Consider the following 22,886-nt stretch of genomic DNA (forward strand, 5'->3'; position numbering starts at 1 on the left):
GGCGTTGACTTTTGGCACGCTGTTGAGTTCTCAAGGAACGGACGCTTCCTTCGGAACCCTCTCACAGGCTCCTCCGGGCGCTTCCCTTCGGTTTCTCCAGCTTATCAGATCCGCTTGGTGCTACTGCTTTTCTGATTCCCCGCCGGAGAGGGGGCCGCTTTCGGCGACATCCACAACACTAGCGGCTTCGGCGCCTTTTGCCGAATCGGCCCTGACGGGCCGTCAGTCCGGCATCGTGCGTCTCGCCCCGAACCGCGTGCATGACGCCCGGGTTCTGTCGAGTGGGGTGGTTGCCAGGAGGTGGCGGACCCATGAAGATCCAGCGCCTCTCCGTCGGCGAAAGATGACCGTACCTCCCGCCGGGCGGACCATGCAAATCGAACGGCGCCGGTTTCACCCGATCGCACGGCAGGAGTGGGGCCATCCGGGGGGCGACGAAGGGTCTGCCAGGGTATCGGTGCTGGTCACCCCGATGCCGTAGAGTGCGCACACGCCCGAGAGGACTAGACCACTTGATGTCCGGCCGCGTACCGAATCCGCTCGGATCGCCGTCGAATGTCCAAGTTGCCATGATTTAGGCTGACCTCTGAGGCCGGCCGTCGCACCCGGCCGGTTGCTGTGCTCCGCTCCTGGGAGGCTCCCACCATGACCACCGTGACGTCGCCGCTGGCGGGACGGGCCATCGGGCTCGCGGCCGTGCCCGACCCTGTCTTCGCCGGCTCGATGGTCGGACCGGGGACGGCGATCGATCCCGTGCGCGAGCCGGGGCCGGTGGTGTCGCCGCTGGGCGGGCTGGTGGTCTCGATCCACCCCCACGCTTTCGTGATCATGGACGACGAGGGGCACGGCATCCTCACCCACCTCGGTATCGACACGGTGCAGCTGAACGGCGAGGGCTTCGAGGTGCTGGTGAAGAAGGGGGACTCGGTCGAGCGCGGCCAGCCGGTGATCCGCTGGGACCCGGCGGCCGTGGAGGCGGCGGGCATGTCACCGATCTGCCCGGTGGTGGCGTTGGAGGCGTCGGCCGAGCAACTGCACGACGTCGCGGAGACCGGTTTTGTGGCCGGCGGCGGCGCGCTGTTCAGTTGGGGCTGAACCGGCCGCGCTGACGAGGTCGCGGAGCGGAGACGGGTGAGATGGAAGAGACGCTGCGAGGCGTGGGTGTCAGCCACGGGGTGGCGGTCGGCCCCGTACGGCACATGGGTACGGCCGTGCTGGAGCCGCCGGCCACCCGGATCGCGCCGGGGCAGGCGCTCCGGGAGCAGGCGCGGGCCAGGCAGGCGGTGGACGCGGTCGCGGCCGACCTCCAGGCACGCGGCAACCTGGCCGGCGGCGAGGCGCAGGCGGTGCTGGAGGCCCAGGCGCTGATGGCGTTGGACCCCGAACTGACCGCCGATGTGGAGCGGCGGATCGCGGTGGGGAGCAGCGCGGCGCGGGCCGTGTTCGACGCGTTCGCGGCCTATCGGGCGCTGCTGTCGGCGGCGGGTGACTACCTCGCCGGGCGGGTGGCCGACCTGGACGACGTACGCAACCGGATCGTGGCCCGGCTGCTGGGGGTGCCGATGCCGGGGGTGCCGGACAGCGACGAGCCGTATGTGCTGATCGCGCGGGACCTGGCGCCCGCCGACACCGCGCTGCTCGATCCGTACCTGGTGCTCGGTTTTGTCACCGAGGAGGGCGGGCCGACCAGTCACAGCGCGATCCTGGCGCGGGCGCTGGGGGTGCCGGCGGTGGTGGCGCTGCCGGGGGCGACGGATCTGGCAGAGGGCGCGGTGGTCGCGGTGGACGGCAGTTCCGGCGAGGTGCTGGTCGGGCTGTCCGGGGAGCGGCAGGCGGAGCTGCGGCGGGTGGCCGAGCAGCGCAGGGCGGTGCTGGCGGCCGGTACCGGCGTGGGCAGGACGTCGGACGGGCACCGGGTGCCGCTGCTGGCCAATGTCGGCGGGCCGGGCGAGGTGGCGGCGGCGCTGGCGGCGGGGGCGGAGGGGGTGGGGCTGTTCCGGACCGAGTTCCTGTTCCTGGGCGGCTCGGCGCCGTCGGAGACCGTACAGGTGGAGGCGTACCGGCAGGTGCTCGCGGCGTTTCCGGAGGGGCGGGTGGTGGTGCGGGTGCTGGACGCGGGTGCGGACAAGCCGCTGGGGTTCCTCACCCCGGCCGACGAGCCCAATCCGGCGCTCGGCGTGCGCGGGCTGCGTACGCTGCTGGACCATCCGCAGGTGCTGGAGACGCAGCTGAGGGCGCTGGCCAGGGCCGCCGAGGGGTTGCCGGTGCACCTTGAGGTGATGGCGCCGATGGTGGCGGACCGGACCGACGCGCGGGCGTTCGCGGACGCCTGCCGGGCGGCCGGGCTCCAGGCGAAGTTCGGGGTGATGGTGGAGATCCCGGCGGCGGCGCTGCGGGCGCGGTCGATCCTCCAGGAGGTGGAGTTCCTGTCACTGGGGACCAATGACCTGGCGCAGTACGCCTTCGCGGCGGACCGGCAGGTCGGGGCGGTGGCCCGGTTCCAGGACCCGTGGCAGCCCGCCCTGCTGGACCTGGTGGCGGCGGCGGCCGGGGCGGCGCGGGCGGCGGGCAAGGGCTGCGGGGTGTGCGGGGAGGCGGCGGCGGACCCGCTGCTGGCGTGCGTACTGACCGGGCTGGGGGTGACCAGCCTGTCGATGGGTGCGGCGGCGCTGCCCCGGGTGCGGGCGGCGCTGGCCAAGCACACCCTGGCGCAGTGCGAGCGGGCGGCGGCTGCGGCCCGGACGGCGGACACCGCAGAGCAGGCGCGGGCGGCCGGGCGGCATGTCCTTTCCGGGGAATGAGCGCTGGGGGGCGGTTCGTCAGGCCGGTCCGGTGGCGCGGTCGCGGGCCAGCCGCTCGAAGAAGCGCAGGTGGTCGAGGTTGTCGACGGAGCCGGGGTTGACGGCCTGGGCGAGGGCGGCGCCGGAGAGCAGCCGCTTGACCGGGACCTCGATGCGCTTGCCGGTGAGGGTGTGCGGGATGCCGGGGACCGCGATGACCTCGTCGGGGACGTGGCGCGGCGAGAGCTGCTCGCGCAGTGCGGTGCGGATGCGGCCGCGCAGGGCGTCGTCCAGTTCGGCGCCCTCGGTGAGGACGACGAAGAGCGGCATCCAGTAGCCGCCGTCGGGCTGCTCCACGCCGATGACCAGGGATTCCCGGATCTCGGGCAGCCGCTCCACCACCTCGTAGATGTCGGCGGAGCCCATCCGGACGCCCTGCCGGTTGAGGGTGGAGTCGGAGCGGCCGTGGATGACGACGGTGCCGCGTGCGGTGCGGGTGATCCAGTCGCCGTGGCGCCAGACGCCGGGGAAGGTCTCGAAGTAGCTCTCGCGGTAGCGGGTGCCGTCCGGGTCGTTCCAGAAGCCGGTGGGCATGGAGGGCAGCGGCTGGGTGACGACGAGTTCGCCGACCTGGTCGATGACCGGCAGGCCGTGCGCGTCCCACGCCTGGACGTCGGCGCCGAGGCAGGGGGCCTGGATCTCGCCCAGATGGACCGGGAGAGTGGGGACGCCGCCGACGAAGCAGGAGCAGACGTCGGTGCCGCCGCTGACCGAGGCGAGCCAGACGTCCCGCTTGACCTCCTCGTAGATCCAGCGGAAGCCGTCCGGGGGCAGCGGGGAGCCGGTGGTGCCGATGCAGCGGACGGCGGAGAGGTCCAGGTCGCGGCCGGGGTGCAGGTCGGCCTTGCGGCCGGCCATGACGTACGCGGCGGAGGTGCCGAGCACGGTGGTGCCGGAGCGGGCGGCGACGCTCCACAGGGCGTCGGGCCCCGGGTGGCCGGGGCTGCCGTCGTAGGTGACGACGGTGGTGCCGGTGAGCAGGCCCGCGACGAGGAAGTTCCACATCATCCAGCCGGTGGAGGTGTACCAGAGGAAGCGGTCGTCGGGGCCGAGGTCGAGGTGGAGTGCGGCCTGCTTCAGGTGCTCGACGAGGATGCCGCCCTGGCTCTGCACGATGGCCTTGGGCAGGCCGGTCGTACCGGAGGAGTAGAGCACCCAGAGCGGGTGGTCGAAGGGCAGCTGCTCGAAGACCGGGGGCGTGTCGGCGGCGGTGAGGTCGGCCCAGGGCAGGGTGCCGGCCGGGGCCGGGGTGCCGAGCAGCGGAATGTGCACGACGGCGCGCAGGGTGGGGAGGTGGCGGCGCAGCTCGGCGACGGTGTCGGTGCGGTCGTGGACCTTGCCGCCGTAGTGGTAGCCGTCGACGGCGAAGAGGACGACGGGTTCGACCTGCTGGAAGCGGTCGAGGACGCTGCGGGCGCCGAAGTCGGGGGCGCAGGCGGTCCAGACGGCGCCGACGGCGGCGGAGGCCAGCAGGGCGACGATCGCCTGCGGGACGTTGGGGACGTATGCGCTGACCCGGTCGCCGGGGCGTACACCGAGGCGGCGGAGTTCGGCGGCGAGGGAGCCGACCTGGCGGCGCAGTTCGGCCCAGCTGAGGGGCTTCGGCTCCTGGGTGGTCTCGTCCAGGTGGAGGATGGCCGGGGTGTCGGCGTGGCGGGGGTCCTCGCCGTGGCGCAGGGCGTGTTCGGCGTAGCTGAGGCGGGCGCCGGGGAACCAGCGGGCGCCGGGCATGGCGGGGTCGGCCAGGGCGGTGCTGGGTTCGGTGCTGAAGCGGACGCCGCACCACTGGGTGAGGGCGGTCCAGAAGCGGCCGGGGTCCTCGGTGGACCAGGCGTGCAGGGCTGCGTAGCGGGCTGCGGCCTGGGCGTCGTTCGTGGTGGGGGCCAGGGGGGCGGTGGGGGCGGCGTGGTGGCGGGCGGCCCACTGCTGGAAGGCGACGATCCGGGTGGCGGCGGCGCGGGTGGGGTCCGGGCGCCAGAGGGGGGCGGCTGCCGGGGCGTCCTGCGGCGTTGTGTTCACGGTGGTGTCTCCCGGCCGGAGGGTGGGGCGGTGGGGGCTGGTGGCGGCGGGGTGCGTGGACGGTGCTGACAGGGTGACCTTGCCATGTGGGCGTGGCGGGCGCCAGGGGGTGCTGGGTGGGGTGGGGGCGGGGTTTGGGGTGGGGTTTGAGGGTGGGGTTTGCGGGGGTGGGTGGGGGGCCGGCTGGGGGTGGGGGCGGGGGTTTGGGGTGGGGTTTGCGGGGGTGGGGGGTTTCTCGCGCAGTTCCTCGCGCCCCTGGGTGGGTGGGGGGTTGCCGCTGGGTTGGGAAGGGCTGGTGAGGGTGGGTGGGGGGCCGGCTGGGGTGGGGGCGGGGTTTTGGGGCGGGGTTTTGGGGTGGGGTTTGCGGGGGTGGGGGGTTTCTCGCGCAGTTCCTCGCGCCCCCGGGTGGGTGGGGGGGGTTGCTGACCGACTACGGCGATGCGGCGGTTCAGGCCGCGCAGTCCACCTTCGACCGGCTGAAGGTGCTCCACCCGGGCCGCGGCCCTGCCCGTTCCTCGGGCGGGGCGCGGCTCGGCGTTACGGTGGGCGGATGGAGCCGACTCCCGCGCCGCTCCCCCGGCCCTCGCTGGCCGGGGTGCTCGCCGTGCGGCCGGTGGTGCTGGACGGCGGGCTGTCCAACCAGTTGGAGGCGGCCGGGCACGACCTGTCCGACGCGCTCTGGTCGGCGCGGCTGCTGGCCGACGACCCGGAGGCGCTGGTCGCGGCGCATCTGGCGTACCTGGCGGCCGGGGCGGAGGTGGTGACGGGGGCGGGTTACCAGGCCACGTTCGAGGGTTTCGCCCGGCGCGGCATCGGGCGGCGGGCGGCGGCCGGGCTGCTGCGGCGCAGCGTGGAGCTGGCCCGGGAGGCGGTGGAGCGGGCGGGGGTGGGGCGGCCGTTGTGGGTGGCGGCTTCGGTGGGGCCGTACGGGGCGATGCCGGCGGACGGCTCGGAGTACCGGGGCCGGTACGGGTTGAGCGTGGCCGAGTTGGAGCGGTTCCACCGGCCTCGGTTGGAGGTGCTGGCCGGGGCGGGGCCGGATGTGCTGGCGCTGGAGACGGTGCCGGACGTGGTCGAGGCGCGGGCGCTGCTGCGGGCGGTGCGGGGGCTGGGGGTGCCGGTCTGGTTGTCGTACAGCGTGGCGGGTGGGCGGACCAGGGCGGGTCAGCCGCTGGCGGAGGCGTTCGCGCTCGCGGCGGAGGCGGAGGAGGTGATCGCGGTGGGGGTGAACTGCTGTGCGCCGCAGGAGGTGGCGGCGGCGGTGCGGGTGGCGGCCCGGGTCGGCGGCAAGCCGGTGGTGGCGTACCCCAACAGCGGTGAGGGGTGGGATGCGGCGGCGCGCGACTGGCGGGGGCCGGCGGTGTTCGGGGCGGGGGCGGTGCCGGGGTGGACGGCGGCGGGGGCGCGGCTGGTCGGCGGGTGCTGCCGGGTGGGGCCGGCGCAGATCGCCCAGGTGGCCGCCGCGCTGGCCGGCCGGGTCGGAATGGAGTGAAGGGGCCTGGCCTGGCACACTCTTGGTGAGACAGCAGCGGTCGACATACTCCACTGGCGTTTGGCATTGTCGACCGCTCCCCCTGCGGAGGTGTGCGATGCCCGGCCCGATCCAGTCGCTCTCGCGCGCTGCGGCCATCATGCGACTGCTGGCCGGCGGTGAACGCCGGCTCGGCCTCTCCGAGGTCGCCGCGTCGCTGGGCCTGGCCAAGGGGACGGCGCACGGCATTCTGCGCACCCTCCAGCAGGAGGGCTTCGTCGAGCAGGACCCGGAGAGCGGGAAGTACCAGCTGGGCGCGGAGCTGCTGCGGCTGGGGCAGAGCTATCTCGATGTGCACGAGCTGCGGGCGCGCGCCCTGGTGTGGGCGGACGACCTGGCCCGCGCCACCGGCGAGACGGTGTACCTGGGAGTGCTGCACCAGCGCGGGGTGCTGATCGTCCATCATGTCTTCCGCCCGGACGACAGCCGCCAGGTGCTGGAGGTCGGTTCGATGCAGCCGCTGCACAGCACGGCGCTGGGCAAGGTGCTGCTGGCGTACGACCCGGTGGCGCGCGGCGAGTTGGCGGGCGCGGAGCTCAAGGCGTACACCTCGCGGACGCTGACCGATCCGGCGGAGCTGGCCGCCGAGTGCGCGCTGACCCGGGAGCGCGGCTGGGCGGGGGCGGTGGAGGAGACCTGGGAGGGCGTGGCGTCGGCCGCCGCGCTGATCCAGGACCGGCGGTGCAACCCGGTGGGGGCGGTCGGCATCAGCGGCGCGGTGGAGCGGGTCTGCGGGTCGGCGTTCGTCCGGCCGGAGCTGGTGGCCTCGGTGCGGGACGCGGCGCGGGCGATCTCCCGGGACCTGGGTGCCGCGCGGTTCTGAGCCCCGGTCCGCCGGGCGGGGTGGGGCGCCTCCGGTACGCGGCGGGTGACATGACGGGTGGTCGGCGGGCCCCGGCTGCGCCGGGGGCCCGGTCTTGACGCGGCGGGGACCGAGGAGAAAACTTCCGCCTGGCGGTCGACATTGTCGAACAACGGACGGCGGGATTCCACTTCACCTCCGAATCCCCCGAACACCGAGGTCCACCGCCCGTACCGGCCGTCCCCGCGCGCCGGTCACCAGGGCCCCGGGGCGGTGCTCAGCACCCGCCGGGCCCCGACAGAAGGAGGCGGAGTGTCCACGTTCTCCAACGGCCACATCTTCGTCGGCGAGACCCTCGGCACGGCCGTGCTGGTCCTGCTGGGGGTCGGCGTCTGCGCCGCGGTCACCCTCAAGAGATCCAAGGCGGCGGGCGCCGGCTGGCTCGCCGTCACCTTCGGGTGGGGCTTCGCGGTACTGGTCGGCGCCTACATGGCGTCCACCCTCTCCGGCGCCCACCTCAACCCGGCCGTCACCCTCGCGATCGCCGTCGACAGCGGCGACTGGGGCAAGGTCCCGCTCTACCTGGGCTCCCAGCTGCTCGGCGCCGTGGTCGGCGCGCTCCTGGTCTGGGTGGTCTACCTCGGCCAGTTCCGGGCCAACGAGGGGCCGACCGTGGGTGTCTTCGCCACCGGCCCCGAGATCCGCAACCCCGTACAGAACCTGCTCACCGAGATCATCGGCACCATGGTGCTGACCGTCGGCATCCTCTCCCAGGGCCTCACCAAGGGCCTCGGGCTGTCCGGCACCGGCGTGCTGATCGTCGCCCTCACCGTGGTCGGCATCGGCCTCTCGCTCGGCGGCCCCACCGGCTACGCCATCAACCCCGTCCGCGACCTGGGCCCGCGCCTGGTGCACGCGCTGCTCCCCATCCCGCACAAGGGCGGCTCCGACTGGGGCTACGCCTGGATACCGGTCGCCGGTCCGGCCGTCGGCGGACTGCTCGGCGGGCTGCTCTACCACGCGGCGTTCTGACCCTCCCCACCCGGCACCGGGCAGGCTGGACCCGCCGGCCCCGACCGGGCAGCCGTCAGCACGGCCCGTACGCACGGCACCCACCCCCACCGAATGAGGCCCCATGACCACCAGACAGCCCTCCGCCCACGGGAACTACATCGCCGCCATCGACCAGGGCACCACATCGAGCCGCTGCATCGTCTTCGGCGCCGACGGCCGGATCGTCTCCGTCGAGCAGCAGGAGCACAGCCAGATCTTCCCGCAGCCCGGCTGGGTGGAGCACGACGGCGCCGAGATCTGGACCCGGGTACGGTCGGTGATCCACGGCGCCCTGGAGAAAGCCGACCTGACCAGGGACGACATCCGCGCCATCGGCATCACCAACCAGCGCGAGACCACCCTGCTGTGGGACCGCGCCACCGGCAAACCGGTGCACAACGCCGTGGTCTGGCAGGACACCCGCACCGAAGCCCTCTGCCGCGAACTCGGCCGCAACGTCGGCCAGGACCGCTTCCGGCGCGAGACCGGGCTGCCGCTGGCCAGCTACTTCGCCGGGCCCAAGATCCGCTGGCTGCTGGACAACGTCGAGGGCCTGCGCGAGCGCGCCGAGGCGGGCGACATCCTCTTCGGCACCATGGACACCTGGGTGATCTGGAACCTCACCGGCGGCCCGGACGGCGGCGTCCACGTCACCGATGTCACCAACGCCTCCCGCACCATGCTGATGAACCTGCACACCCTGGAGTGGGACGAGCGGATCGCGGAGTCGATGGGCGTACCGCTCGCGGTGCTCCCCGAGATCCGCTCCTCCGCCGAGGTGTACGGCCACGCGGTCGGCGAGCTGGCCGGGGTGCCCGTCGCCGCCGCGCTCGGGGACCAGCAGGCCGCGCTGTTCGGCCAGACCTGCTTCGACGAGGGCGAGGCCAAGTCCACCTACGGCACCGGCACCTTCCTGCTGCTCAACACCGGCGACCGGGTCGTCAACTCCTACCACGGCCTGGTGACCACCGTCGGCTACCGCATCGGGGCGCAGCCGCCGGTGTACGCGCTGGAGGGGTCCATCGCCGTCACCGGATCGCTGGTGCAGTGGCTCCGCGACCAGCTCGGCATCATCTCCACCGCCGCCGAGATCGAGACCCTCGCCTCGACCGTCGAGGACAACGGCGGCGCCTACATCGTGCCGGCCTTCTCCGGCCTGTTCGCCCCGTACTGGCGCTCCGACGCCCGGGGCGTGATCGCCGGGCTGACCCGCTACGTCACCAAGGGCCACCTGGCCCGCGCCGTCCTGGAGGCCACCGCCTGGCAGACCCGCGAGGTGGTCGACGCCATGCGCAAGGACTCCGGGGTGGAGCTCACCGCCCTCAAGGTCGACGGCGGCATGACCTCCAACAACCTGCTGATGCAGAACATCGCGGACGTCCTGGACGCGCCGGTGGAGCGGCCGTACGTCGCCGAGACCACCGCACTGGGCGCCGCGTACGCCGCCGGGCTGGCCGTCGGCTTCTGGCCCGACCTGGAGACGCTGCGGGCCAACTGGCACCGGGCCGCCGAATGGACCCCCCGGATGGACGGGCGGACCCGCGACCGCGAGTACCGCAACTGGCTCAAGGCCGTCGAGCGGACCAAGGGCTGGGTCGACGAGGACGAGCCCGCCGACCGCTGAGCCGCCCCGCGCCCGCCCCGCCGGGGGCGCGCACCCCCGCCACGCGCCCCCGGCACACCCCCCGCCCCGGAACACCCCCCCCGTCCCGGAACACCCCCAGAGAGGAGGCACGGCGCCACCGGGCCCGCACCCGGCCGCCGTACACCACGCCATGGCCACCAACCCGCCCCGGAGCGCCCACCGCACCGCCCACCGCACCGCCCCCCGCGCGCAGACCCGCGAACTGCTCGGCGGCGCCACCCACGACCTGCTGGTCATCGGCGGCGGCATCCTGGGCACCGCCGTCGCCTGGACCGCCGCGCAGTCCGGGCTGAAGGTCGCCATGGTCGACGCCGGCGACTTCGCCGGCGCCACCTCCAGCGCCTCCTCCAAGCTCGTCCACGGCGGCCTGCGCTACCTCCAGACCGGCGCCGTCCGGCTCGTCGCCGAGAACCACCGCGAGCGCCGGGCGCTGGCCACCGACATCGCCCCGCACCTGGTCAACCCGCTCACCTTCCTCGTACCGGTCTACAAGGGCGGCCCGCACAGCGTCCCCAAGCTCGGGGCGGGCGTCCTGCTGTACTCCGCGCTCTCCGCCTTCCGCGACGGCACGGGCCGAGTCTCCACCGCCGCGCACGCCGCCCGGCAGGTGCCCGCGCTGCGCACCGGCGGCCTGCGCTCGGTGGCGGTCTACGGCGACCACCAGATGAACGACTCCCGGGTCGCGGTGATGACCGTACGGGCCGCCGTCGACTCCGGCGCGACCGTGCTCAACCACGCCGAGGTCACCGGGCTGCGCTTCACCGGCGGCCGGGTCACCGGCGCCGAGCTGCGGGACCGGCTGGACGGCACCGAGTTCGGCGTGGACGCGCGGCTGGTGCTCAACGCCACCGGCCCCTGGGTCGACCGGCTGCGGCGGATGGAGGACGCCGGGGCCGCGCCCAGCATCCGGCTCTCCAAGGGCGCCCATCTGGTGCTGCGGCGCCGCGCGCCCTGGCGGGCCGCGCTCACCATCCCGATCGACAGGTACCGGGTCTCCTTCGCCATCCCCTGGGAGGACCACGTCCTGCTCGGCACCACCGACGAGGAGTACACCGGCGACCCGGCCGAGGTGCGGGCCACCGATGCCGACACCGACCAGATCCTCGGTGAGGCCGCCCACGCCGTCCGCGACGAGCACCTGGACCGCTCACTGATCAGCTACGCCTTCGCCGGGCTGCGGGTGCTGCCCGGCGGCCCCGGCGGCACGGCCGCCGCCAGGCGCGAGACCGTCGTCAGCGAGGGGAGGGGCGGCATGCTGTCCGTCGCGGGCGGCAAGTGGACCACCTACCGCCACATCGGCCGCACCGTACTGGAGAAGCTCCGGCAGACCCCCGGCGCCGGGCTGGCGCAGGACATCGCCGACTTCCCGCGCACCGTGCCGCTGCCCGGCGTCGGCGCGCCCGGCGCGGTCGCCCACCGGCTGCTGGCCGACCAGGCGTCCGGCGGCGGGATGGAGCCGCTGGTCGCCAGGCACCTGGCCTCCCACTACGGCACCTTCGCCTTCGACCTGGCCCGGCTGATCGCCGCCGACCCGGCGCTGGGCGAGCCGATCCACCCCGACGGGCCGGACGTCTGGGCGCAGGTCGCCTTCGCCGCCGACCGCGAGTGGGCCTGTACGGCGGACGACGTGCTGCGCCGCCGCACCACCGTGACCGTGCGCGGGCTGGACACCCCCGAGGTCCGCACCCGGGTCGAGGAGTTCCTGACCGGGCGGCGGGGCGACTGAACGCGGGGCGGGGCGACCGAACGGGTGGTCAGGGGGGCATGGACGGGCGCGGGGGGCGTGCCGGTCGGGTCGCGCGCGGGTGGCCGCCGGAGCGCTACCGGATCGGGTGATTACCCGTCATTCGCCTGCATGAACCGGGCCGTATCGGGCAGTGTGTGGGCGGGCGGCACGTCCGTCGCGCCGCCATGCCGCCACCCGGAGGGGGCCGTGGAATGGGAGTCACCCGCCGTACCGACCGCGCCGCCCGTCGTGGGCGGCTGCCCGACGAGGTGCGCTCGGCGGCCGTGCGCGCCTGGATCTCGTTCTCCTTCACCCTGGTCTCCGTGATGGTGACCCTCCTCGCCTCGCTGGCCGACGGCTGGCTGTTCGTGCCGGCGGTGCTGGTCACCGCGCTGGGCTTCTTCGCCTCCACCTGGTGCCTGCTGGAGATCTGGATCGCCCGCCAGATCGCCGCCCAGCGCGTCTGGAGCAGCGACGCGCACCCGGCCTGGACGCCCCAGGGCGGCCCCGGCCGGCCGCCGCGCGGTCACCGGCCGCGCCCCGCCTGAGTCCGGGCCGCACCGCGCTGACCAGCGGTTGCGCTGGGTAGCCGCCGCCCCCTGTCCACGTGCAGAGATCACTCTCGCGCGGCAGGCTGGAATGCGCGACGATAGGCGGCCCCACAACAAGGCGGGAGTTTCAGACATGGTGCAGCAGGCACGCATCGGAGTCACCGGACTGGCGGTCATGGGCCGCAATCTGGCGCGCAACTTCGCCCGGCACGGGCATCCGGTGGCGGTGCACAACCGGACCGCGTCCCGTACCAGGGAGTTGGTGGAGCAGTACGGCCACGAGGGCGTCTTCGTGCCGGCCGAGACCGCCGAGGAGTTCGTGGCGTCGCTGGAGCGGCCCCGGCGGCTGGTGATCATGGTCAAGGCCGGGCAGCCGACCGACGCGGTGATCGAGGAGTTCGCGCCGCTGCTGGAGCCCGGCGACATGATCGTGGACGGTGGCAACGCGCACTTCGCCGACACCCGGCGGCGGGAGGCATCGCTGCGCGAGCGCGGCATCCACTTCGTGGGCACCGGCATCTCCGGCGGCGAGGAGGGCGCGCTCAACGGGCCGTCCATCATGCCCGGCGGCTCGGCGGAGTCGTACGCCGCGCTCGGCCCGCTGCTGGAGGACATCGCCGCGACCGTGGACGGCGTGCCCTGTTGCACGCACGTCGGGCCGGACGGCGCCGGGCACTTCGTGAAGATGGTGCACAACGGCATCGAGTACGCCGACATGCAGCTGATCGGGGAGGCGTACGACCTGCTGCGGCACGTCGGCGGGATGAAGCCCGCCGAGATCGCCGAGGTCTTCCGGACCTGGAACGGCGGGCGGCTGGAGTCCTACCTGGTGGAGATCACCGCCGAGGTGCTGGCGCACATGGACGCGGAGACGGACAAGCCGTTCGTCGACGTGGTGCTGGACCAGGCCGAGCAGAAGGGCACCGGGCGCTGGACGGTGCAGATCGCGCTGGACCTCGGGGTGCCGGTCAGCGGCATCGCGGAGGCGGTCTTCGCCCGGTCGCTCTCCGGGCACGCCGACCTGCGGGCGGCGGCGCGGCAGCTGCCCGGCCCCAGTGAGACCTGGCTGGACAGCGCGGCGCACGACCGGTTCGCGGACGACGTGGAGCAGGCGCTGTACGCGTCGAAGATGGTCGCGTACGCGCAGGGCTTCCACCAGATCCTGGCGGGCAGCGCGGAGTACGGCTGGAGCATCGACCCCGGGGCGATGGCCACCATCTGGCGGGGCGGCTGCATCATCCGGGCGCGGTTCCTGGACCGCATCCGCGCCGCGTACGAGGGCCGGGAGGACCTGCCGACGCTGCTGGCCGACGAGTACTTCGCGGAGGCGCTGGGCGGGGCGCAGGACTCCTGGCGGCGGGTGGTCTCCACCGCCACGCAGCTGGGGGTGCCGGTGCCGGGCTTCTCGGCGGCGCTGGCGTACTACGACGGGCTGCGGGCGGAGCGGCTGCCCGCCGCGCTGACCCAGGCGCAGCGGGACTTCTTCGGGGCGCACACCTATCGGCGGGTGGACCGGGAGGGGTCGTTCCACACCATGTGGGGCGAGGACCGGCGCGAGGTGCAGGGCTGAGACCCGCTCGGCGGGTCCGGTAGCGGGGGGTGTGGCGGGCTGGGTGCGCAGTCCGCCACACCCCCTCGGCTTGGGCGGGTGGGGGTGGTTCGGCCTGGTCAGCGCGCCCCTGACGGGGTGTTCGGGGGCGGGGGGTTGTACGGGGGCCGGGCTGGGGTAGGAGGGCTGGCTTGAGGTGTGGGGGTGGCTGGGCGCGCAGTTCCCCGCGCCCCTGACGGGGTGTTCGGGGGCGGGGGGTTGTACGGGGGCCGGGGCCGGGGCAAGAGGGCTGGCTTGAGGTGTGGGGGTGGCTGGGCGCGCAGTTCCCCGCGCCCCTGACGGGGCAACCCGGGCACGGGCGGTTCATACCGGGGCCCGGGGCCGGGGCCGGAGAGATGGCTTGGGGCGTGGGGGTGGCTGGGCGCGCAGTTCCCCGCGCCCCTGACGGGGTGGTCAGGGGGTGGGGGCGGGGTCCGGGGGGCGGCGGAACATGCGGGTGGTGGTGATTTCGCCGTGGATGGCGGCGGCGTCGGGGTCGGGTGGGGTGGGCAGGCCGGGGCGCAGGTGTTCCTCGACCGAGATGAACTTCATCCCGGCCCGCAGGTCCGCGTCGTTGCGCAGCCGGATGATCAGCGGGAACTCCGCCAGCGCCGTGGTGTCGAACAGCCCGGTGGTGTAGATCAGCTGCACGCCGAGGGCGTCCGCGACGGCCCGCTGGAGCTCCAGCAGATAGGTGGCGTTGGCACGGCCGATGGGGTTGTCCAGGAAGAGGGTGCCGGCGTGGCCCAGCCGGGCCTGGCCCCGGTCGTTGGCGCGCAGGGCGGCCATGGTGCAGTACAGGGCGATGGCGGCGGTGAGCAGCTGGCCGCCGGAGAAGACGTCGTTCATCTGGCTGACCGGGACCCGCTCGGCGCGCAGCACCGCGTCCGGCTTGAGGATCTCCACCGAGACGCCCTTGGGGCCGATGGCGGCGTGCACCCCGCGCAGCAGCAAGGACATGCCGTCGCGGCGGGCCCAGTTGGAGGTCTCGGTGCCGTTCTTGCGGACGGTGACCCGGGTGGCCTCGTCGATGACCTCACCGAGCCGCTCCACCAGGACGGCGTGGTCCGGGTCGTCGAAGCGGATGCGCAGGAACTCCTGCCCCGACCACTCCCCCAGGCCGTCGGGGAGGCGGGAGAGCCGCTGGGCGGCGCGGAGCGTGGTGAGGGAGGTCTCGACCAGGCCGCGCAGCCGGTCCACGATGCTGTCGCGGTTGCGCTCCAGCTGGACCAGCTCGTCGGTGAGGACCCGCAGCCGGGGGGCGAAGGCGGCAGCCCAGGCGGCGGCGTGCTCGGGCAGGGCGGCGGCGGGCAGTTCGCGGATCTGCTGGCGGGCGGGGGTGCGTACGGCTTCGTAGCGGGCCGCGTTGGCGTGCCGGATCAGCACGTCGCAGGTGTCGCGGACGGCCAGCTCGGCGGCGGAGAGGTCGGCGGCGGCGGCGCGCAGGGTGCGGCGGGTGTCGGCGGCGGCGGCGCGGGCCTCGGTGAGGGTGCCGGGGTGCGGCTCGGCGGGCTGCTCGGGTTCGTCGCCGGGCGGGGTGTCGCGCAGGCCGTCGCGGAGCTGGGCGGCGATCTCCTCGAAGTCGGCGGCGGCGGTCTGGGCGGCCTCGTGGGCGCGGACCAGCTCGCGGTGCTCGGTACGGGCCGTCTCCAGGCGCTCGCCGCACTCGGCCAGTTCGGCGGTGGCGGTGCGCAGCAGCAGCTGGGCGTGGTCGGGGTCGGTGGGGACGAGGTGGGCCGGGAGTTCGGTGTGGGCGTCGCCGCCGGCGGGGGCGGACCGCTCGGCCTCGCCACGCAGTCGGCCCAGCTGCTCACTGGCGGTGGCGGCGCGGGCCTCGATGGTCTGGACGAGGTCTTCGGCGCGGGCGGCGGCGGCCTGGCGGGAGGGGCCGTCGGCGCCCTCGGTGCCGTCGAGCAGTTCCTCGGCGCGGGTGCGGACCTTGTTGGTGAGCCGGTCCAGCTCGGCCTGGGCGGCGGTCTCGTCGCTCTCGGCGCGGGCCTGCTCGGCGCGCAGGTCGGCGCCGACGCCCACCTTCTCGTACAGCTGGGAGGCGGCGCGGTACGCCTCGCGCAGGGCGGGCAGCGAGGGCCGGGGGGTGTCGGCGGGCTGGTCGGGGGCGGCGGCGGGGTCGAGCCGGTCGGTGCCGGTGATCTCGGCGCGTTCGGCGCGCAGTGCGCGGGCGGTGCGCCGGGCGTCGTCGGCGGTCCGCTGGGCGGCGCGGCGGTCCTCGTCGGCGGTGCGGGCGCGCTCGGCGCAGCTCTGCTGGCGGCGTTCGCATTCGGCGGTGTCGTCGGCCAGTTCGCGCAGTCGGCGGTTCCAGTTGGCGCGCTCGCGCAGCCGGAAGGCGAGCCCGGCCAGTGCGTCGGCGCTGCGGCGGGCCTGCTGGGCGGCGTCGCGGCGCTCCTCGTGGACGGCGGCGGCGGTGCTCCGCTCGTCCTCGGCCTCGGCGTGCTCGGCGTGGGCGGCGGCGAGCACGGCGGCGGCGTGCTCGGCGGCGGCGCGGGCCTGCTCGGCGGCGGCGGCGAGTTCGGCGAGTCGGCCGGGTGTGTGGCCGGCGAGGCGGGCGGCGAGGGCGCGGTCGCCGCCGAGGCGGGCGGCGAGCTCGCGGATGTGCTGGTCGCGGGCGGCGGCGCGGGCGCGCAGTTGGCGGCGCTCGTCGTCGGCGGCGCGCTCGTCGTGCATGGCGGGGTTCGGCGGGACGAGGAAGACATCGCGGGGGTCGTCGCCCGGGGGCGGGGCGATCAGGGCGGCGGCGGTGCCGACGGCGACGGTCGAGCGGGGCAGCAGGGCGGCGCTGCCGAGGGCGTCGCGGGCGCGGTCGAGGGAGGCGGGGTCGGTGACGACGACGCCGTCCACCAGCTCGGGGCGGGCGGCGAGGATGCGGTCGTGGTCGGCGGGGTCGACGGACTGGGCGAGGTAGCGCCAGCCGGGCAGGGCGGGGATGCCGTGCTCTCCGAGGTGTTCGACGGTGGCGAGGACGTCGGGGCCGGGCGGCAGCAGGCCGCCGTCACCGAGGGCGGCCAGGATGCGGGAGTCGTCGGCGGCGGCGGTGCGCAGCTCGAAGAGGGTGCGCTCGGCGGAGGCGATGGCGCTGTCCAGCTGGTCGCGCAGGTCCTCGGCCGCGGTGTCCAGCAGGGCGGGGGTGAGGGTGCCGTCGGCGGTGTCGTCGCCCTGGTAGGGGGCGAGGGAGAGCAGGCCGGCGAGGCGGGGTTCGGCGGCGAGCAGGGCGGCGGTGCGGTGCTCGGCGGCGAGGGCGGTCTCGGCGGCCGTACGGGCGTCGGCGGCGCGGGCGGCGGCCAGCTCGGCGCGGCTCTCGGCGGCGGCGGCCTCGCGGGTGCGGGCGGTGGCCCGCTCGGCGGCGGCGCGGGCCTGGGCGAGGGCGGCGGTGGCGGCCTGTTCGGCGTCGGCGGCGTGCAGGGCGGCGCGGGCGGGGTCGCCGGGGGCGGCGCCGCCGGGGGCGTCCTCGATCCAGCCGGCCTCGACGGCGGCGCGGGTCTCCTGCTCGACCTCGGCCAGGCGCTGGCGCAGGTGCTCGGCCTCGCTGCGGGCCTTCTGGGCGGCGGTGGCGGCGGCGGTGGCGTCGCGGTGGGCGGTCTCGCCGTCGCCCTGGAGGCCGGCGGCGCGGGACTCCTCCCGGTCGGCCTGGCCCTCGGCCTCGGTGGCGGCGGCCTCCAGGGCGCGGACCAGGGCGGCGGCGGCGCGGGCGCGGGCGGCGAGGGCGGGTGCGGCGTCGCGCTCGGCCTCGCGGATGGCGGTGGCGACCCTGGTGGAGCGGTCGGCGGCGGCGCGGTGGCGCAGTACGGCTTCGGTGGCCTGCCAGGCGGCGTGCAGGGTGCGGGCGTCGGTGAGTTCGCGGCGGAGTGCGGCGGCGGCGGTGGTGGCGGCGGCCAGGCCGAGGGTGGCGTGGCGGTGGGTCAGCTCGGCGGTGATCAGCGAGTGGTGGGTGCGGTCGGTCTCGGCGGCGGTGACGGCGGACGCGGCGGCGGCGACCTCGACGGCGAGGTCGTGGGCGCGGTCGCGCTCCAGGGTGGCGCGGGCGGCGAGGGCGCGGGCGAGGCGGCGGGCGCGCCGGTCGGCGGCGCGGTGGGTCTCGCGGACGGTCTCGCGGGCGGCGGCGGTGTCGCAGATGCGCTGGAGCAGGTCGAGGGAGCCGGCGGTGAAGTCGCGTTCGGCGGTGAGTTCGGCGCGGCGGCCGAGCTTGGCGGCGAAGCCGTGGACGAGGTCGGCGAGGCCGTCGGTGTCGCGGGTGTCGGTGACGGCGCGCAGCAGCAGGTCGGTGAAGTCGGAGTCGTTCTTGACCGAGAAGAGGCCGGCGGCCTCGCCCTCGTCGGCGTTCATCTCGCGCTGGTAGCGGAAGAGCTCCGGGTCCAGGCCCAGCTCACCGAGGTGCTCGTTCCAGCGGTCGTGGATCTCCACGAAGGTGACGTCGAGGTGCGGGTTGGCCTTGCCGGCTTCGGTGAGGGCGTCGCGGAAGCCCTTCATGGTGCGGCGGCGGCCCCGGGAGCGGGGGCGCGGGATTTCGTCGCCGGGGGCGGCGGGGCCGGGCACCGGCGGCAGGACGACCCGCTCGGCCACGGGGAGGGAGTCCAGGGTCATGCCGGGGCCGGGTCGGAAGGAGTACCAGAGCTCGGCGAACTTGCGGGGGTCGGAGGAGACCTGGCGGCCGCGCCACTCGCTGACCTTGCCGACCACGACCGGCTCGCCGGTGACGGTGTGCTGCCACTCCAGGGCGACATGGCCGCAGTCGTCGGCGAGCAGGAACTTGCGCAGCACGCCGGAGCTGGCGCCGCCGAGCGTGTTGCGGTGGCCGGGGAGCATCACCGAGAAGATCAGCTTCAGCAGGACGGACTTGCCGCCGCCGTTCTCCAGGAAGAGCACGCCGGCCGGGGCGGGGCGGCGGGGCGGGCCGGTGGGCTCGTCCCCGAAGAGTCCGGGCTGCTGGGGGGCGGGGTCGCTGACGGGCTCACCGACGCCGCGCAGGTCGAGCACGGTGTCGGCGTAGCGCGCGCCGGCCGGCCCGATGGAGTAGAGGCGGACCCGGTTGAGCTCGTACATGGGGCGGGGTTCTCCTGCGCGGCTGGCATCGGTGGTGGCTGGGGTTCGGGGGATCGCGTTCGGGGTCGGCCGGGGCCGGTGGCCGGGTCGGTCAGAGGGAGTGGAACGGCAGGCCGGCGTCCGCGACCAGCTCGTCGGAGTCGTCGGCGGGCAGCAGGGTGGCGGTGCCGTCGGTGACGGGGACGACGCCGAGATCGAGGAGTTCGGCCAGGGCGGCGCTGCCGGCCAGGTCGCGGATCTGGAGCTGGTAGCGGGCGGTGGTGCGGTAGGTGCCGCCGGAGTCGTCGGACGCCTTCTGCAGGAAGCCGGAGTCGACCAGGAAGGAGACGGCCTTGCCGACGATGCCGATGGTGGAGCCGGCCAGCCTGCGGGCGTCCTTGGTGGCCCCGGTGGCGCTGCGGCGGGCCCAGATCCGCCAGGCGGCCTCCAGGCCGGGGGCGTCGCTGGCCGGGTCGGTGTTGGCGCCGTCGACGGCGGCGCGCTCCTCCAGGCGGCGGCAGGCCTGGCGGACGAAGGCGTCCACGCCGTTGACGGTGATCCGGCCGAGGTAGCCGTCGTCGGCCAGGTCCTCCGGGCGGGGGAAGGCCATGGCGGCGACGGCGAGGTGAGCGAGGCCGTGCAGGAAGCGGTCGGTGGACTCGGAGGCGGCCCGGCGGGAGTAGTCGCCCATCCGGACGGCGAAGACGGAGTCCTCGGCGGCGGCGACGGCCATCCCGGCGCGCGGGGAGACCTCCAGCACCACCAGGCCGAGGCCGGTGGCCACCGCGTCGGCCAGCCGGGCGAAGGGCGGGTCCTCGCGGTAGCGGCGGACCAGCTCGCCGTACTCGGCGTCCCGGGCGGGCGGCAGCTTGGGCTGGAGGCCGAAGGAGACCAGCCGCGAGGCGTCCGCCACGTCGGCCGGGGTGACCGGGGCGGTGCGCTCGTGGCCGCCCTCGCCGGGCACCGGATCGGCCGCGACGTGGGCATCGGTGGGCGTGGTCACGGGCGGGACTCCTCGGGCTGCGGCGGTGCGGCGTGCGGGGGTACGGGCTGCGGGGGTACGGGCTGCGGGGGCATCAGGTGGACTCGGCGCGCTCGGCCGCCATCCCGGCGGCGTCCAGCAGGGCGCTGCCGACGATCAGGTCGGCGCCGCCGAACTCGGGGTCGGCCAGCACGGTGCCGTCGTCCACGGCGAAGAGCAGCCGGTCCTCGCCCTGGCGGTAGGCGGTGCCGACCGGCGGGGAGGCGGCGTGCACGGCCAGCAGGGCGATCAGATGGGGCAGTTCGGGGTCCTGGCGGCGGGCCTCGGCGAGCAGGCCGGAGAGCCGGCGCGGGGCGTCGGGGGGCAGGTCGAGCAGGTGCAGGGCGGCGTCCAACTGCTCCTCGGAGAAGCGGCTGTCGTCCGGGGTGGCGACCAGGTCGGGCTCGGGCAGCTCCGCGCCGAGGTGCTCGCGCTCCACGGGCGGGGTGAGCAGCAGGTCGACCAGGTCGGTGACCCGGACGGCGGTGGGGGTGCGCAGGCCGGTGCCCCGGGCGAAGAAGGCGTCGGTGGGGCGGATGGCCCGCTCCACCGGCAGCGGGAGCAGCGGGGCGAGCAGCTGGCCGTAGAGGTCGATGCCGGCCCGGCCGGCGGGCGCGGCGAACGCCTGGCGGTCCTGCTCGGCGCGGAACAGCGGCCCGGCCTCCAGCAGGCGGGTCTGCAGCTGGGTGTGGCGGCGGATGCAGTCCTTGACGATGTCGACCAGCTCGGCGGCGCGGCGCTTGTGCTCGGGCTCCTCGGACTCGTCGCGGGCGCGGCGGATGTTGGTGAGGATCGCGTTCTCGTGGCGGTAGCGGTCGGCCACGTGGTCCAGCGCCTCCGCGATCATGTCGGGGACGGCGCTCATCCAGTCGACGGCGCGGACGTTGCGCCGGGTGGCGTCCAGCGCGCGGCGCAGCGTCTCGGCGTACTGGACGGTGCGGTAGCGGGCCTGCTCGGCGGCGAGCTGGGCGTCGGCCAGCCGGCCCCGGCGGATCAGCACCTCCAGCTTGACCTCGGCGGCGATCTGGGCGGAGGTGACGTCGGTGTCCAGGGCGCCGACCAGGACGTTGACCGCCTCGTCGGTGGTGCGCAGATAGACGCCGCCACCGGGGCCCGGCACCTCCTCGATCAGCTTGAAGTCGTAGTCCCGGCGGACGTATCCGCCGTCGGGGCCGAAGGTGCCGTACACGGCGCGGAAGCCCCGGTCGACGCTGCCGACGTTGATCAGCGACTCCAGCACCCAGCGGGCGACGCGCTCGTGCTCGGCGGTGGGGCGCTGTGGGTGCTGGGCGGTGACCCGGGGCAGCAGGCGGGCCAGCACCAGGTCGCGGTCGGCGCCGGTGTCGAAGTCCATGTGCAGGGTGACCAGGTCGATGGCGGCGAGGCCGACCTCGGCCATGGCGTAGCCGGAGTACTCCCCCGCCAGGTTGACCTTGCGGGCGTCCAGGTCGTGCAGTGGCGCGGTGCAGGCCAGCGCCTTGAGCCGGCGGGCGAGGCCCTCGTCGGCGGCGGGGCCCGGCGCGGGTCGGCCGCCCGCCGCCCGGGGCGGGGCCGGGGGCGCGGCGGGCCGTGGCAGGGCCTGCGCGGCGGTCTGGTCGGCGGTCGTGGTCACGGTGGTCAAGATTAGAGGTTGGGACTGACAACGCCCCAAACGCCCCTATTGGCCGGGGTTCCGGCGGTGGGGGTCGGGCGCGGATCGGGCGGCTGCGGCACGTCCATGATCACCCTAACGGCTGTGCGGGGCCCGGGTTTCCACGCCCGGCCCGCCCGTATTGCCGGGTGGACCGCCGGGACGTAGGACAGAACCACACGGAGCCGGACAAGTCGGCTCCCGCACGCCCAGGAGGCGTCATGCAGCAGACCGGTGGGATGACCCGGATGAGCAAGGAGATGCAGGAGTGCGTGGAGGCGTGCCTCGCCTGCCACAGCATGTGCGAGGAGACGATGAGCTACTGCCTCCAGCAGGGCGGCCGGCTCGACGCGCAGATCATGCGGGCGCTGATGGACTGTACGGACATGACCCGGATGTGTGCGGACATGATGATGCGCCGCTCGCCGCTCAGCACCAAGATGTGCGAGATGTGCGCGCGGGCCTGTGACATGTGCGCCGAGGCGTGCCGGTCGATGCCCGGCGACGCCCAGCTGGCCAAGTGCGCGGAGAGCTGCGCCAGGTGTGCCGAGATGTGCCGCAGCATGGCCGTCGCGCGCGCCTGACGCCTGACCGGCTGGCCGGCGACTCGGCCGGGGGTGGTCGGCGACCGCTCCCGGTCGAGTCGCTGTACGGGACCGGTCGGCGTCGGCGGGGTCCGGCGGGGATGGGTTATGCTGGTTTTGATCGATCATCGCTCAGATTGGGGTATGCCGTGGCCGCCGACACCTCCCCGCTCCGGCTGCCGGACGACGGCCTCTCCCGGGTGCCGCTGGGCGACCAGATCCGGCGGGTGCTGCTGGAGCAGTTGCTGAACGGGCGCTGGAAGCCGGGCGACCGGATCGTGGAGCGCCGGGTCGCCGCCGACCTGGGCGTCAGCCAGGCGCCGGTCCGCGAGGCGCTGCGGGATCTGCAGGCCATGCAGCTGGTGGAGACCTCCCCCAACCGGGGCGTACGGGTCAGGCAGCTCACCCCCGAACGGATCACCGAGACCTATCCGGTGCGCGCCGCACTGGAGCGGCTGGCGGCCGAACTCGCCCTGCCCAGGCTGGCGCAGGACACCTCGGCCCTGGAGCGGCATGTCGCACGGATGTCCGAGGCCGCCGCCACCCAGGACGTGGACGGCCAGATCCGGCACGCCGTGGCCTTCCACGAGGAGATCGTCCGCGCGGCCGGCAACCAGGTGCTGCTGCGCAGCTGGGAGGCGCTCGGCATCGAGCTGTGGACCCGGCTGTCCCTGCGCTGGCTGCGCACCGAACTGCACGAGAACGCCGCCGACCATGAGCCGATCATCGCCGCCTTCCGCCAGGGCGACCCGGCGGCGGGGCTGCTGCTGGAGCAGCATGTGCTCGGCTATGCGCACCGGTCGGGCGAACGGCCCTGAGCCGTCCGGCACGGCGGCGCCCGGGGCTGCCTTGCGGCCGATTT

The 22,886-nt window shown here is 75.0% G+C and carries 15 protein-coding genes; 11 read left to right on the plus strand and 4 right to left on the minus strand.

Annotation, left to right across the window (positions count from 1 at the left end; all coding sequences use genetic code 11):
* Positions 1 to 645 precede the first annotated feature (645 nt).
* Entirely contained in the window at positions 646 to 1,095 is a 450-nt protein-coding gene (locus ACIQGZ_RS21600) for a PTS glucose transporter subunit IIA (protein ID WP_402604050.1), read from the plus strand.
* A 41-nt stretch (positions 1,096 to 1,136) separates the two neighbouring features.
* Complete coding sequence (gene ptsP / locus ACIQGZ_RS21605; protein WP_402604053.1) at positions 1,137 to 2,801, plus strand: phosphoenolpyruvate--protein phosphotransferase; 1,665 nt, start codon at positions 1,137 to 1,139, stop codon at positions 2,799 to 2,801.
* An 18-nt stretch (positions 2,802 to 2,819) separates the two neighbouring features.
* Here ptsP and ACIQGZ_RS21610 read toward each other — a convergent pair whose 3' ends face one another.
* A complete protein-coding gene (locus ACIQGZ_RS21610; protein WP_402604056.1) occupies positions 2,820 to 4,859 on the minus strand; it encodes an acetoacetate--CoA ligase in 2,040 nt (679 codons plus the stop codon).
* A gap of 550 nt (positions 4,860 to 5,409) precedes the next feature.
* Here ACIQGZ_RS21610 and mmuM point away from each other — a divergent pair.
* The 7 genes from mmuM (at position 5,410) to gndA (ending at position 13,737) form a co-directional block, all read left to right on the plus strand.
* Entirely contained in the window at positions 5,410 to 6,351 is a 942-nt protein-coding gene (gene mmuM, locus ACIQGZ_RS21615) for a homocysteine S-methyltransferase (protein ID WP_402604058.1), read from the plus strand.
* A 97-nt stretch (positions 6,352 to 6,448) separates the two neighbouring features.
* A complete protein-coding gene (locus ACIQGZ_RS21620; RefSeq protein WP_402604061.1) occupies positions 6,449 to 7,213 on the plus strand; it encodes an IclR family transcriptional regulator in 765 nt (254 codons plus the stop codon).
* A 291-nt stretch (positions 7,214 to 7,504) separates the two neighbouring features.
* Complete coding sequence (locus ACIQGZ_RS21625) at positions 7,505 to 8,224, plus strand: MIP/aquaporin family protein (RefSeq protein ID WP_402604063.1); 720 nt, start codon at positions 7,505 to 7,507, stop codon at positions 8,222 to 8,224.
* 103 nt (positions 8,225 to 8,327) lie between these two features.
* A complete protein-coding gene (glpK, locus tag ACIQGZ_RS21630) occupies positions 8,328 to 9,869 on the plus strand; it encodes a glycerol kinase GlpK (protein WP_402604066.1) in 1,542 nt (513 codons plus the stop codon).
* Between the two features lie 151 nt (positions 9,870 to 10,020).
* Positions 10,021 to 11,616 carry a glycerol-3-phosphate dehydrogenase/oxidase gene (locus ACIQGZ_RS21635; RefSeq protein ID WP_402604069.1) on the plus strand — a complete coding sequence of 532 codons (1,596 nt, stop codon included), beginning with the start codon at positions 10,021 to 10,023 and terminating at the stop codon, positions 11,614 to 11,616.
* 212 nt (positions 11,617 to 11,828) lie between these two features.
* Positions 11,829 to 12,164, plus strand: a complete 336-nt coding sequence (locus tag ACIQGZ_RS21640; protein ID WP_402604071.1) for a hypothetical protein — start codon at positions 11,829 to 11,831, stop codon at positions 12,162 to 12,164.
* 136 nt (positions 12,165 to 12,300) lie between these two features.
* Positions 12,301 to 13,737 carry an NADP-dependent phosphogluconate dehydrogenase gene (gene gndA, locus ACIQGZ_RS21645; RefSeq protein WP_402604073.1) on the plus strand — a complete coding sequence of 479 codons (1,437 nt, stop codon included), beginning with the start codon at positions 12,301 to 12,303 and terminating at the stop codon, positions 13,735 to 13,737.
* A 432-nt stretch (positions 13,738 to 14,169) separates the two neighbouring features.
* Here the strand turns inward: gndA and ACIQGZ_RS21650 are convergent, their stop codons facing one another.
* From ACIQGZ_RS21650 to ACIQGZ_RS21660, 3 genes are all read right to left on the minus strand, one after another.
* On the minus strand, positions 14,170 to 18,810 hold the full coding sequence (locus ACIQGZ_RS21650; RefSeq protein WP_402604075.1) for a hypothetical protein: 4,641 nt from the start codon (positions 18,808 to 18,810) through the stop codon (positions 14,170 to 14,172).
* Between the two features lie 91 nt (positions 18,811 to 18,901).
* Positions 18,902 to 19,753 (minus strand): hypothetical protein, encoded by an 852-nt coding sequence (locus ACIQGZ_RS21655; protein ID WP_402604421.1) that lies wholly within the window; start codon positions 19,751 to 19,753, stop codon positions 18,902 to 18,904.
* 112 nt (positions 19,754 to 19,865) lie between these two features.
* Positions 19,866 to 21,386: a hypothetical protein gene (locus ACIQGZ_RS21660; RefSeq protein ID WP_402604424.1), complete on the minus strand. Its 1,521-nt coding sequence runs from the start codon at positions 21,384 to 21,386 to the stop codon at positions 19,866 to 19,868.
* 275 nt (positions 21,387 to 21,661) lie between these two features.
* Between ACIQGZ_RS21660 and ACIQGZ_RS21665 the strand changes: the two genes are divergently transcribed.
* Positions 21,662 to 22,024, plus strand: coding sequence for a four-helix bundle copper-binding protein (locus tag ACIQGZ_RS21665; protein WP_402604078.1), 363 nt, complete (start codon positions 21,662 to 21,664; stop codon positions 22,022 to 22,024).
* 149 nt (positions 22,025 to 22,173) lie between these two features.
* On the plus strand, positions 22,174 to 22,842 hold the full coding sequence (locus tag ACIQGZ_RS21670) for a GntR family transcriptional regulator (protein WP_402604427.1): 669 nt from the start codon (positions 22,174 to 22,176) through the stop codon (positions 22,840 to 22,842).
* The last annotated feature ends 44 nt before the right edge of the window (positions 22,843 to 22,886 follow it).

The sequence above is a fragment of the Streptomyces sp. NPDC092296 genome (assembly GCF_044755465.1).
Classification (GTDB): Bacteria; Actinomycetota; Actinomycetes; order Streptomycetales; family Streptomycetaceae; genus Peterkaempfera.

What these genes read in the sequence shown, in the direction of transcription:
- ACIQGZ_RS21640 (WP_402604071.1), top strand. Translation starts at nt 11,829, where the DNA reads ATGGGAGTCACCCGCCGTACCGACCGCGCCGCCCGTCGTGGGCGGCTG.
- ACIQGZ_RS21650 (WP_402604075.1), bottom strand. Translation starts at nt 18,810, where the DNA reads ATGTACGAGCTCAACCGGGTCCGCCTCTACTCCATCGGGCCGGCCGGC.
- glpK (WP_402604066.1), top strand. Translation starts at nt 8,328, where the DNA reads ATGACCACCAGACAGCCCTCCGCCCACGGGAACTACATCGCCGCCATC.
- ACIQGZ_RS21600 (WP_402604050.1), top strand. Translation starts at nt 646, where the DNA reads ATGACCACCGTGACGTCGCCGCTGGCGGGACGGGCCATCGGGCTCGCG.
- gndA (WP_402604073.1), top strand. Translation starts at nt 12,301, where the DNA reads ATGGTGCAGCAGGCACGCATCGGAGTCACCGGACTGGCGGTCATGGGC.
- ACIQGZ_RS21620 (WP_402604061.1), top strand. Translation starts at nt 6,449, where the DNA reads ATGCCCGGCCCGATCCAGTCGCTCTCGCGCGCTGCGGCCATCATGCGA.
- mmuM (WP_402604058.1), top strand. Translation starts at nt 5,410, where the DNA reads ATGGAGCCGACTCCCGCGCCGCTCCCCCGGCCCTCGCTGGCCGGGGTG.
- ACIQGZ_RS21665 (WP_402604078.1), top strand. Translation starts at nt 21,662, where the DNA reads ATGCAGCAGACCGGTGGGATGACCCGGATGAGCAAGGAGATGCAGGAG.
- ACIQGZ_RS21635 (WP_402604069.1), top strand. Translation starts at nt 10,021, where the DNA reads ATGGCCACCAACCCGCCCCGGAGCGCCCACCGCACCGCCCACCGCACC.
- ptsP (WP_402604053.1), top strand. Translation starts at nt 1,137, where the DNA reads ATGGAAGAGACGCTGCGAGGCGTGGGTGTCAGCCACGGGGTGGCGGTC.